Source organism: Variovorax sp. YR216, from assembly GCF_900107745.1.
Taxonomy (GTDB): Bacteria; Pseudomonadota; Gammaproteobacteria; order Burkholderiales; family Burkholderiaceae_C; genus Variovorax.
Genome location: NZ_FNRO01000004.1, coordinates 321,123 through 332,911, shown reverse-complemented (window position 1 = coordinate 332,911; position 11,789 = coordinate 321,123). Strand labels below are relative to the sequence as shown.

The window sequence follows — 11,789 nt, the reverse complement described above, 5'->3', positions numbered from 1 at the left end:
TGCAAGTCAAACGAACTACAGGAACTGGCATGGCAAGACTGATCATCCTGGCCCGGCACGGCAGCGTGCGGCAGGTCAACCTCGCGGGTCCGATCACCACCATCGGGCGCTCGCATTCCAACAACGTGTGCATCGACAGCGACCGCGTAAGCCGCCACCACGCGGCCATCCAGTGGACCGGCGAGCACTACATCCTCACCGACATGGGCAGCCGCAACGGCACCTATGTGAATCGCGAGCGGGTCCGCGCGCACGAACTGGTCAACGGCGACGTGATCCTTGTCGGCGATTGCCAGCTTCGCTTCCTGTGCAACAGGCGTGTCGAGGTACCGGTCGATGCACTGCGGCTGATGCCCGCGCCGGACGAGTTCCTCCAACTCGTCCCTTCGCGCTGATCAGGCGGCATACCCTTCGGCGCGGTGCGGCGCCGGCGCTGCAGTGTTCTGCGCGACCGGCGCGGCGGTCCGCGGACGGCGCTCGCTGATCAGCCGTGCCGCCAGTTGCGCGGCCATTTCCAGCTTCTTGAGATCGCGCGCCTCCAAGGCCGGATCGGGGCTGAAGCTGAACGAATACAGCGTGCCGTAGATCCCGCCGTTCACCACCACAGGCGCGCTGAGATAGCAGCCGGCCGGCACGCGGGCATTGAGGACCTGGCGGCAGAAGGCCATTTCCAGCGGCTCCGCCTGCTCGTCGATGAACTGGGCGCGCAGCGTCATCTGCGAACGGTGCGTCACGCGCTGGCCGTCCACCACTTCGCAGGCAAATGCGGCGTCCATGCCCTGCTGCTCGCGCAGCAGCCTCAGCACCTGATGGACGCCCGTATCGATCAGCGGATCGCAGAAGTCCGGCGTGGCGATGAGCAGGTCCGACACCTTGACCTCGAGGGCACCGGGGGCGAAATCGCAGTCGTAGTAGCTCATGTGCAGGACCCTTTTGTTACTTTGTGTGAATGGCTCTATTGAAACGCACAACAGGGCGGTTTCAAAAAAATGAGAACTTAGGTTTCCGATTTAGTGACGACTTTGTCACAAAAGTACTACATGCGGTACTACTTGTTACCTTCGATCCGAACGATTTCCCGCGCTGGCCTGTCGCTCCGACGCATCGGCTATCGTCCGCCGCATGGCGCAATCTGAAATCCAAACCCCTGCGGGCCGTGCCTCTCCGCTCGACGTCGCGGTCGTGATGCGGCGCGAGCGCCTGCACGGGCCGTCGAGCCACTGGCAGCCGTGGCGCTGGACGCTCGGCGAAGTCGTGCCCGACGAACCCGGCTTTGGCCGCGAGCCGCGCCTCCTGCACGAAGACGACGAGGAGCAGCGCTGGCTGCACCCGGGATTCAAGGTCGAACTGTTCCGTGACGAGGCCGAGGGCTATCACCTGAACGTCTCGTCCCCGGCCCCTTGCTGGTTCGTGCTCTGGCGCATGGAGGAGGAAGCCACCGTCGCCGCCGAGCCGATCCCGAGGCCGGTGATCGTGACGCTCAGCTACTACGAGGCCGGGCGCTGGCTCGACGCGCAGGAAACCGTCGAACAGGTGCCGGCGCCGGCGGAGGTCGTGACGTGGCTGCGCGAGTTCGTCGACCAGCACTACGTGGTCGAACCCAAGCGCCGCAAGCGGCCCGAGAGCTTCCGACCGCTGACCGATCGCTTTGGCAATGCCGCCAGCGTTTCCACCGAAAAGCCGCGCGGCCGGGGAGCCGGCGATGTCTGAAGGCTTCTTCGACCGTTGGTCGCGCCGCAAGCAGCAGGTGCGAGCCGGGGAGCTCCTGGACGAACCCGCAAAGCCGCAGGACGCGCTGCCGGACCGGCCGGCAGCACCGCCGACGATCGAGCCGGAAATCCTCGCCGGGCAACCGTCCGCCGACGAGGTCGAAACGCAGCCGCTCACGCTGGACGATGTGAAGGCGCTGCAGATCGATTCGGATTTCCGGCCCTTCGTCGCGCAGAGCGTGGCGCCGGAGGTGCGCAATGCCGCCTTCAGGAAGCTCTTTTCCGATCCTCACTTCAACGTGATGGATGGCCTGGACACCTACATCGACGACTATTCCAAGCCTTCGCCGCTGCCCGAGGGCGCACTCCGCCAGATGGCCAGCGCGAAGTTCCTGAAGCTCTTCGACGAAGACCCCACGCACCCCGAAGAAACTCCCAAGGGTGGTGGATTGGACGCCGTGGCACAGTCCGAGCATTCCGGGGATCTTCCCAGCCCGCCGGTTGCCGATGCGCAGCCAGCCAGCCATAAGACTGATGACCACGACGCTGATCTGCGACTGCAACCAGACGATGCCCCTCGAGCCGAAGACGCTCGGGGTAGCGCTGACTGAATCACTGCCCCTGCACTCGGCGCTCTGCCGCCGCGAAGCGCCTTCCTTCCAACGAGCGATCCAGTCCGGCGACGACGTCGTGGTGGCGTGCACGCAGGAGAAAAGGCTCTTCGGAGAACTCGCGCAGCAGACGCCTGGGGCGACGTCCCCGATCCGCTTCGTCAACATCCGCGAGACCGGGGGCTGGAGCCGCGACGCGAAAAGCGCCATGCCGAAAATCGCCGCGCTGCTCGCTGCCGCTGGGCTGCCCGAGCCCGATCCGGTGTCGACCGTGGGCTACGCCAGCCAGGGCCGGTTGCTGATCGTCGGGCCGCTCGATGTAGCCGAGCAGGCCGCCGCACTGGTCGCCGACGCACTCGACGTCACCATTTTTTCGCGCGGGCCTGGCGCCGTCGGCGGTGCGCAGGAGCGACGCTGGCCGGTGATCGCCGGGCGCATCGATGCGCTGGCCGGATGGCTCGGCGCCTTCACGCTCCATTGGACGCGCGACAACCCGATCGACCTCGACCTGTGCACGCGCTGCAATGCGTGCGTGAGCGCTTGCCCCGAGCAGGCCATCGGCCTCGACTACCAGATCGACGCCGCGAAATGCACCTCGCACCGCGATTGCGAACGCGCCTGCACCGCGGCCGGGGCGATCCGCTTCGACCGGACGCCGGAGCAACTCGACAGTGCGTTCGATCTCGTCCTCGATCTCGGCGACGCGGCGCTCATCGACTGGCATGCGCCGCCGCAGGGCTACTTCCACCTGCCGGGCGGCCTGTCGAATCCCAAGGGGGCGCAGACCCTGCTGCGCCTGCGCGACATGGTCGGCGAGTTCGAAAAACCGAAGTTCTTCGACTACAAGCAGAAGCTCTGCGCGCACAGCCGCAACGAAGTGGTCGGCTGCAACGCCTGCATCGAGGTGTGCTCGGCCCACGCGGTGAGCAGCGACAAGGAGCGCCAACGCATCGTCGTGAATCCGAACCTCTGCGTCGGCTGCGGCGCCTGCACCACCGTGTGCCCGACCGGCGCACTCGGCTACACCTATCCGCGCACGCCGGACCAGGGTCGCAAGCTGCGCACGCTGCTGTCGACCTACGCGGATGCCGGCGGACGCGATGCGGCGCTTCTGCTGCACAGCGAGGAGGGCGGTCGCGCCCTCGTCGAACAACTCGGCCGGGAAGCGCAGCTTGGCAAGGCGCTGGGCGTTCCGGCAAATGTGATCCCGGTCGCGCTCTTCCATGCGGCGAGCACCGGCATCGACCTCTGGCTGAGCGCGGTGGCGTTCGGTGCGCAGCAGGTATGCGTGCTGCTGACCGGCGAGGAAGCGCCGCAGTACGTCGATGCGCTGAAGAAGCAGGCGGATATCGCGCAGGCGCTTCTGCACGGCCTCGGCTACACGGGCACGCATTTCAGGCTCATCGAGGTGGGCTCCTCGGCGGCGCTCGACAAGGCCCTCACGGGCTTGCGCGAGACGCGGCAAGTCGTGCCGTCCAAGGCCGCGCGCTTCGCGGTCGGTGCGGAAAAGCGCAGCACGCTCGAGCTGGCGCTCGATCACCTGATGGATGAGTCGCCTGCCTTGAAGACGCCGGCCGACGCGCCGTTGGCGATCCCGCTGCCGGCCGGCGCACCCTTCGGCGCCATCGCGGTGGACAAGGACAAGTGCACCCTGTGCCTGGCCTGCGTCAGCGCCTGCCCGGCCAGCGCGCTGCAGGACAACCGGGATTCGCCGCAGCTGAGGTTCATCGAGAAGAACTGCGTCCAGTGCGGCCTCTGCGAAACCACCTGCCCCGAAGACGCGATCGATCTCGTGCCGCGCCTCTTGGCCTCGCCCGAGCGCAGGCAGCCGGCGGTGCTCAACGAAGCCAAACCGTGGGCGTGCATCCGCTGTGCGAAACCCTTCGGCACGCAGAAGGCCATCGAGGCGATGCTCCTCAAGCTCGCCGGCCACGCGATGTTCCAGGGCGAGGCGCTGGAACGCCTCAAGATGTGCAGCGACTGCCGGGTCATCGATCTCTACAGCGCGCAGGACGAAACGAAGATCACACAGCAATGAGCCAGACCTTTTCAGCGACCGCGGCCCTCGACGAAGAAATCGCGCGCGCGGAACTCTACGGCTTGCTCGCGCGGCTCTGGTATGCCGCACCGGATGCGGCGTTGCACGAAGCCTTCCAGGTCGCGCCGACCGAAGCGCCCGCCGCAGGCGCCTTTCTGGAGGAGCCATGGCGGCACCTCGTCGGCGTCGGGCGTGAAATGGACGCTGCCGCGCTCGGCGACGAATACGACGCGCTCTTCGGCGGCATCGGCAGGCCGGAGGTCTTTCTCTTCGGCTCGCACTATCTCAGCGGGTTCCTCAACGACAAGCCGCTCGCCAAACTGCGGGGCGAGCTCGACCAGCTCGGTCTTGCGCGCGAAGAGGCCGTCCCCGAAACCGAGGATCACGTCGCGTTCCTCTTCGAGGTGATGCGCTACCTGATCGCGGGCGAGGACGTCGAGGTGGCCAACCTGACCCGTCAGCGGGCGTTCTTCGGGGCCCACATCCAGCCATGGCTGCCGGCCCTGTGCGATGCCGTGTCGCGGCATCCGAAGGCCCGTTTCTACGCCGCGCTGGCCGAGCTCACGCGCGCTTTCGGCGAGGTCGAGGCACAGGGTTTCGACATGCTCGGCTGAGAGCGGGGGAAGTCTCCGGGGGATTTTCAGACGACCGGCATTAGGGTCTCGACTACTATCCGAACTTATGTAACTGGTTTCATATCTGACTGGTGCGTCAGCCACTCCTGGAGTTCGTCATGCAGGACAGCCAAGCCTCCGGCGCAAAGCCGGCTTCCCGTCGGGGATTCTTTTTCGGCGCCGCCACGGTCGGCGCAGCCGCAGCGGCCGTCACGGCGCTGCCCAAGGTCGTTCAGGCACCCGATGCCTCTGCCGCCGCACCCGAGCCCAAGCCCGCTCCCGAAAAGGGCGGCGGCTATTCGCTGAGCGAGCACGTCAAGCGCTATTACAAGACCGCGTCCGCCTGAAGACGGAGGTGAACCCCATGCTGTTGACCAAGAAAGCAAGCGGCGCCTCGCGTGACGGCGCTGCATCTCCCTCGAATTCCGCGCTGCCGTTCGTGCACAGCCTCCGGCGCGGTCTTGCCAACGCCCTGCCGACCATGGACCGGCGCGCCTTCCTGCGGCGCTCCGGGCTGGGCGTCGGCGTCGGCCTCGCGGCGGGCCAGCTCACGCTGATCCGCAAGGCCAAGGCGGCCGATGGCCGGCCCACCGCGATCGGTGCAGGCAAGGTCGAAGTCCGACGCACGGTGTGTTCGCACTGCTCGGTCGGCTGCGCCTCCGATGCCGTGGTCGAAAACGGCGTGTGGGTGCGCCAGGAGCCCGTGTTCGATTCGCCGATCAACCTCGGTGCGCATTGCGCCAAGGGCGCGGCGCTTCGCGAGCACGGCCATGGCGAATACCGCCTGCGCTACCCGATGAAGCTGGTGAACGGCAAGTACCAGCGCATCAGCTGGGACACGGCGCTCGACGAGATCACCGCCAAGCTCAAGGAGCTCAGCAAGGCCAGCGGCCCGGACTCGATCTACTGGATCGGCTCCAGCAAGCACAGCAACGAGCAGTCGTACCTGCTGCGCAAGTTCGTGAGCTTCTTCGGCAGCAACAACTGCGACCACCAGGCGCGCATCTGCCACTCCACCACCGTTGCCGGTGTCGCGAACACATGGGGCTATGGCGCCATGACCAATTCGTACAACGACATGCGCAATGCCAAGGTCGCGATGTACATCGGCTCCAACGCGGCCGAGGCGCATCCGGTCAGCATGCTGCACATGCTCCATGCCAAGGAGCGCGGCTGCAAGATGATCGTGGTCGACCCGCGCTTCACCCGCACCGCAGCCAAGGCCGACGAGTACGTGCGCATCCGCTCCGGCTCCGACATTCCGTTCCTCTTCGGCATCCTGCATCACATCTTCAAGAACGGCTGGGAAGACAAGAAATACATCAACGACCGCGTCTTCGGCATGGACGAGGTCCGTGCCGAAGTGCTCGCCAAGTGGACGCCCGACAAGGTCGAGGAGGCCTGCGGCGTGAAGGAGGCGCAGGTCCTCAAGGTCGCGACCTGGCTCCATGAAAACCGACCCGGCACCGTCGTCTGGTGCATGGGCCAGACGCAGCACTCGATCGGCAATGCCATCGTGCGCGCCTCGTGCATCCTGCAGCTCGCGCTCGGCAACGTGGGCACCTCGGGCGGCGGCACCAACATCTTCCGCGGCCACGACAACGTCCAAGGCGCCACCGACGTGGGGCCGAATCCGGATTCGCTGCCCGGCTACTACGGCCTCACCGAAGGCTCGTGGAAGCACTTCGCGACGAGCTGGGGCGTGGACTACGAGTGGATCAAGAGCCGCTACGCCTCGCCCGCGATGATGAGCAAGCCCGGGATCACGGTCTCGCGCTGGATCGACGGCGTGCTCGAGAAGAACGAGCTGATCGACCAGGACTCGAACCTGCGCGGCGTCGTCTACTGGGGTCACGCGCCGAACTCGCAGACGCGGGGTCTCGAAATGAAGCGGGCCATGGACAAGCTCGACCTGCTGGTCGTGATCGATCCGTATCCGTCCGCCACCGCCGCCATGGCGGCCATGCCCGGCAAGCCCGAAGACCTCAACCCCAACCGCGCGGTCTACCTGCTGCCGGCCTGCACCCAGTTCGAGACGAGTGGCTCGTGCACGGCGTCGAACCGCTCTCTCCAGTGGCGCGAGAAGGTCATCGAGCCCCTGTGGGAAAGCCGCAGCGACCACATGATCATGCAGCAGTTCGCCGACCGCCTCGGCTTCGGCAAGGAACTGAGCAAGAACTACAAGATGCAGAAGGTCAAGGGCTTGGACGAGCCGGTGCCCGACGACATCCTGCGCGAGATCAACACGAACTGCTGGGCCATCGGCTACACCGGCCAGAGCCCCGAGCGCTTGCAGGCGCACATGCGCAACATGGCGGCCTTCGACGTGGCCACGCTCAGGGCCAAGGCCTCGGTCAAGGACAAGGTCAACGGCTACGACATCGCGGGCGACTACTTCGGCCTGCCGTGGCCCTGCTACGGCACGCCGGCGCTCAAGCACCCTGGCTCGCCGAACCTGTACGACACCTCCAGGCACGTGATGGACGGCGGCGGCAACTTCCGCGCTAACTTTGGCGTGGAGCGCAACGGCAAGAACCTGCTGGCCGAAGACGGTTCGCATTCGCTCGGTGCGGCCATCACCACCGGCTACCCCGAACTCGACCATCTGCTGCTGAAGCGGCTCGGATGGTGGGACGAACTCACCGAGGCCGAGAAGGCCAAGGCCGAAGGCAAGAACTGGAAGACGGACAACTCCGGCGGCATGATCCGCGTGTTCATGAAGAACCACGGCTGCCATCCCTTCGGCAACGCCAAGGCGCGTGCGACGGTGTGGAACTTCCCGGACTCGATTCCGCAGCATCGCGAGCCGCTCTACGGCACCCGGCCCGATCTGGCTGCCAAGTACCCGACGCACGACGACAAGATGGCCTTCTGGCGCATGCCGACGCTCTACAAGACCGTGCAGCAGCGCAACATCGCCGACAAGATCTCGGAGAAGTTCCCCTACATCATGACCTCCGGCCGCCTGGTCGAGTACGAGGGCGGCGGCGAGGAAACACGCTCCAACCCGTGGCTGGCCGAGTTGCAGCAGCAGATGTTCATCGAGATCAACCCGAAGGTCGCGGCCGAGAAGGGCATTCGCAACGGCGAGCGCGCCTGGGTGATGACGCCGACCGGCGCGCGCCTGAACGTGCAGGCCCTGGTGACGGAGCGCGTCGGGCCCGACACGGTGTTCCTGCCCTTCCACTTCTCGGGGCACTGGCAGGGGGCCGACATGCTGGCCTACTACCCGGACGGCGCGCACCCGATCGTGCGCGGCGAGGCGATCAACACCTCGACCACCTATGGCTACGACAGCGTGACCATGATGCAAGAGACGAAAACGACGATCTGCAACGTCGAGAGAGCCTGAGGAGAAAAACATGAACCCCCACGCTCATCATTTCATGTATTCGCTGCCCCCCGAGGGGGCGCATGCCTCCTTTGAGGCGGCTCGGCAGGAGGCATGACATGGCAAGAATGAAATTCATCTGCGACTCCGAGCGCTGCATCGAATGCAACGGCTGCGTCACCGCGTGCAAGAACGAGAACGAAGTGCCGTGGGGCGTGAACCGCCGCCGCGTCGTCACGCTGAATGACGGCGTGCCGGGCGAGCGCTCGATTTCCGTCGCCTGCATGCATTGCTCCGACGCGCCGTGCATGGCGGTGTGCCCGGTGCAGTGCTTCTATCGCACCGAGGAAGGCGTGGTGCTGCACGACAAGGATGTGTGCATCGGCTGCGGCTACTGCTCCTACGCCTGCCCGTTCGGCGCGCCACAGTTCCCGTCGCAAGGCACTTTCGGCGCACGCGGCAAGATGGACAAGTGCACCTTCTGCGCAGGCGGCCCCGAGGCCAATGGCTCGCAGGCCGAGTTCGAGAAGTACGGGCGCAACCGCCTCGCGGAAGGCAAGCTTCCCGCCTGCGCCGAAATGTGCTCGACCAAGGCACTGCTCGCGGGCGACGGCGACGTGGTCGCGGATATCTTCCGCACTCGTGTGGTCCAGCGCGGCAAGGGCGCCGAGGTCTGGGGCTGGGGCACGGCCTACGGCTCGCGCCAGGCGGGCACGCCGACGAATGGAGGCAGCAAGTGAAGCGCGCACTCTCCACCGCTCTTGTCATCGCCGCCGCGCTGCTGCTCGGCGCTTGCGGCGAGAAGCCTCAGACCAATGAGCACGGCGTGCGGCTGGACGCACCGCCTTGGACCGGCACCGGCGCGCAGCCCAATACTGGCACCGCCTTCACCGCCAGCGGCTGGCAGCCCGGCGACCGGAACTCCTGGGAACAGCATCTCAAGGCGCGCATGCAGTTCAGCCAGAACGAATACACGCGGATCAACTGAAGCGGAGGCCGTATGAGACACGTGCTAAACGCGCTGGTCGTCGCCGCGGCTCTGGGTTGTGGCCTGGCCGGCGCGCAGACGCAGGCGCCGGCCACGACAGCTGCGCCTGCAGCGGCGCCCGTCGCGCCGGCCCAGGCCGACAGCGGCATTCGCAGCCAGAACATCTTTGAGGTCAAGCCCGATGCGAGCCAGGACCCCGGCTACCTGGAGCAGACCAACGGCGAGCGCCAGCGTGTCCAGCCGGGCAACAACGCGCCGATGTGGCGGCAGGTGAGCGGGGGCGTCACCGGATTCAGCAGCCTGCCGGTCGAGCAGGCGCCGGAAGCCGGCAACCTGATCCAGCGCTTCGTGAAGTACCCCGGCTCGCACTACACCAACGCTGGCGAGGCCTGGCGGCAGACACGCAACAACCTGATCATTCCCTACGGCGCCGCGCTGCTCTTCGTGACGCTGCTGGCCTTGACGATCTACTACTTCACGCGCGGAACGATCGATCTGCACGAGAGGGAAACCGGCCGCAAGATCGAGCGCTTCACCCCGTTCGAGCGCGCGACCCACTGGTCGAACGCGATCGCGTTCATCGTGCTCGCGATCTCCGGCCTGGTGATGGCTTTCGGCAAGTTCTTCCTGCTGCCGGTCATCGGCGGCGCGCTGTTCGGCTGGCTGACCTACGCGCTCAAGACGATCCACAACTTCGTCGGTCCGCTGTTCGTCCTGACCACGCTCTTCATGATCGTCACCTTCTTCCGCGACAACCTGCCGCAAAAGGGCGACCTGAAATGGGTACGCAGCGGGGGTGGCCTCTTCGGTGGCGGGGAACCTCCCTCGCATCGCTTCAACGCAGGCGAGAAGGTCGTGTTCTGGGGCGGTGTGCTGCTGCTCGGCAGCTTCGTGATCGCATCCGGGCTCTTCCTCGACAAACTCCTGCCAGGCTTCGTCTACACGCGCGGCGAAATGCAGATCGCCCACATGATCCATGCGACGGCCACGCTGCTCATGATCGCGCTGATCATGGGCCACATCTACCTCGGCACGCTCGGCATGCGCGGCGCCTACTCGGCGATGCGCGAAGGCTACGTCGACGAAACCTGGGCCAAGGAACATCACGCGCTCTGGTACGACGACATCGCCGATGGCAAGATCCCGGCACAGCGCAGCGCCGAGGCCCGGGCTGCGGCCCACGCGCCGGTCGGCGGCGCCCGCGTCGAAGGAAGTCCCTCATGAAGAAGTCGTTGATCCTCTGCGGCCTGCTCGCCGGCGTGGTGGCCGCGCCGGCCGCCTTCGCCAAATTGCCCGCGCCGCCATCGACGCCCGAAGCCAAGCTCAAGGCAGCCGAGACAGCGCAAAAGGCGGCCTGGTCGGCCAAGATCGACACCTTCCAGCTTTGCCAGGCGCAGGAGCGGGTCGCGGCCCATGTGCGCGACGGCCTCGTCGCCGCAGGCAAACCGGTGCCCACGGCGACGCCGACGCCGCCATGCTCCGACCCCGGGCCGTTCGCCTTCGCGCCGCCCGAGGAGCCCAAGCCGATCGAGGCATCCGGCGCGCATTCGCCGGCCGCGACCGCTGTGAGTCCGCCGAGCTCGAACCAGACTTCGGCCGAGCAGAATCCCGCACCCAAGAAGTGACACTCCCGCGCCTGACGAAGGCCCGGGCGCCGCTCACGCGCGAGGTCGAAATCGTCGATGAGCACGGCGAACGCGGCATCGTTTCCATCCCCGCCGAACGGGACCTCACGGTCTATGTCGATCGGCGCGAGCTCGTCACGCTGATGACGCTCGGCGCCGAGCCCGAACTGCTCGTGCTGGGCTACCTGCTGAACCAGCGTCTCATCGAATCGGCGGCGGACGTCGAATCGATCACCGTCGACTGGGAGGTCGGCGGCGCTGCGGTGCGGACGCACACCGGCATCGACCGCATCGAGGAGCGCACCGCCAAGAAGGTCGTCACCACCGGCTGCGGACAGGGCAGCGTCTTCGGCGAACTGATGGCCGGTATCGAGCGGCTGCGCCTGCCGGACACGCGCATCACGCAGGCGCAACTCTATGCGCTGGTCAACACCTTCCGCGTCCAGGAGAGCACCTACAAGTCGGCAGGATCGGTGCATGGCTGCGCACTCTTCACGCTGGGCGATGACGGCGAGGCGGTGCGCATGCGCTGCTTCGTCGAGGATGTCGGCCGCCACAACGCGATCGACACCATCGCTGGCTGGATCGCCATGCAGCCAGCGCACGAACTCGGCGGCGCGCGCGTGTTCTACACCACCGGCCGGCTGACCAGCGAGATGATCATCAAGTCGGCGCAGATGGGTGTCGCGATCGTGGTTTCGCGCAGCGGCATCACACAGATGGGCCACGAGGTGGCGAACCGCGTCGGCCTGTGCGCCATTGGCCGCGCGACCAACCGGCGCTTCCTTTGCTTCGCAGGCGCCGGGCGGTTGCTGCTCCAGCCCGAACTGGCGGGCACGCGTCAGCCGGCGGCCGCCTGAGCGCCTAAGTCCT

13 protein-coding genes are annotated in these 11,789 nt (G+C 66.5%); 12 read left to right on the top strand and 1 reads right to left on the bottom strand.

The features are described 5' to 3' along the window. The first annotated feature begins 29 nt into the window (after positions 1–29). The gene (locus tag BLW05_RS14890) at positions 30–395 is read left to right on the top strand and encodes an FHA domain-containing protein (RefSeq protein WP_177142665.1); all 366 of its coding nucleotides are present in this window, start codon (positions 30–32) and stop codon (positions 393–395) included. Here BLW05_RS14890 and BLW05_RS14885 read toward each other — a convergent pair whose 3' ends face one another. Continuing rightward, positions 396–920: a hypothetical protein gene (locus tag BLW05_RS14885; protein WP_093163660.1), complete on the bottom strand. Its 525-nt coding sequence runs from the start codon at positions 918–920 to the stop codon at positions 396–398. It lies immediately after the preceding gene. A 202-nt stretch (positions 921–1,122) separates the two neighbouring features. Between BLW05_RS14885 and BLW05_RS14880 the strand changes: the two genes are divergently transcribed. The 11 genes from BLW05_RS14880 to BLW05_RS14830 all read left to right on the top strand — a co-directional run bounded on the left by BLW05_RS14880 (position 1,123) and on the right by BLW05_RS14830 (position 11,776). Continuing rightward, positions 1,123–1,710, top strand: coding sequence for a DUF3305 domain-containing protein (locus tag BLW05_RS14880; protein ID WP_093163658.1), 588 nt, complete (start codon positions 1,123–1,125; stop codon positions 1,708–1,710). Further along, entirely contained in the window at positions 1,703–2,320 is a 618-nt protein-coding gene (locus tag BLW05_RS14875) for a DUF3306 domain-containing protein (RefSeq protein ID WP_093163656.1), read from the top strand. The genes BLW05_RS14880 and BLW05_RS14875 overlap by 8 nt, the downstream gene beginning before the upstream one ends. Further along, entirely contained in the window at positions 2,280–4,358 is a 2,079-nt protein-coding gene (locus tag BLW05_RS14870) for a 4Fe-4S binding protein (RefSeq protein ID WP_093163654.1), read from the top strand. Before BLW05_RS14875 ends, BLW05_RS14870 begins: the two co-directional genes overlap by 41 nt. Then, entirely contained in the window at positions 4,355–4,972 is a 618-nt protein-coding gene (locus BLW05_RS14865) for a TorD/DmsD family molecular chaperone (protein WP_093163653.1), read from the top strand. The genes BLW05_RS14870 and BLW05_RS14865 overlap by 4 nt, the downstream gene beginning before the upstream one ends. Before the next feature lie 119 nt (positions 4,973–5,091). Continuing rightward, positions 5,092–5,319: a formate dehydrogenase gene (locus BLW05_RS14860; RefSeq protein ID WP_093163651.1), complete on the top strand. Its 228-nt coding sequence runs from the start codon at positions 5,092–5,094 to the stop codon at positions 5,317–5,319. Positions 5,320–5,336: 17 nt separating this feature from the next. Beyond that, a complete protein-coding gene (locus BLW05_RS14855; protein WP_093163649.1) occupies positions 5,337–8,324 on the top strand; it encodes a formate dehydrogenase subunit alpha in 2,988 nt (995 codons plus the stop codon). Between the two features lie 98 nt (positions 8,325–8,422). Continuing rightward, complete coding sequence (gene fdh3B, locus BLW05_RS14850) at positions 8,423–9,043, top strand: formate dehydrogenase FDH3 subunit beta (protein ID WP_093163647.1); 621 nt, start codon at positions 8,423–8,425, stop codon at positions 9,041–9,043. After that, a complete protein-coding gene (locus BLW05_RS14845; protein ID WP_093163646.1) occupies positions 9,040–9,291 on the top strand; it encodes a hypothetical protein in 252 nt (83 codons plus the stop codon). The genes fdh3B and BLW05_RS14845 overlap by 4 nt, the downstream gene beginning before the upstream one ends. 12 nt (positions 9,292–9,303) lie before the next feature. Then, positions 9,304–10,515 (top strand): formate dehydrogenase subunit gamma, encoded by a 1,212-nt coding sequence (locus tag BLW05_RS14840; protein ID WP_093163644.1) that lies wholly within the window; start codon positions 9,304–9,306, stop codon positions 10,513–10,515. After that, positions 10,512–10,916: a hypothetical protein gene (locus tag BLW05_RS36425; RefSeq protein WP_256330316.1), complete on the top strand. Its 405-nt coding sequence runs from the start codon at positions 10,512–10,514 to the stop codon at positions 10,914–10,916. Before BLW05_RS14840 ends, BLW05_RS36425 begins: the two co-directional genes overlap by 4 nt. After that, positions 10,913–11,776: a formate dehydrogenase accessory sulfurtransferase FdhD gene (locus BLW05_RS14830; RefSeq protein ID WP_256330315.1), complete on the top strand. Its 864-nt coding sequence runs from the start codon at positions 10,913–10,915 to the stop codon at positions 11,774–11,776. Before BLW05_RS36425 ends, BLW05_RS14830 begins: the two co-directional genes overlap by 4 nt. Positions 11,777–11,789: the final 13 nt, after the last annotated feature.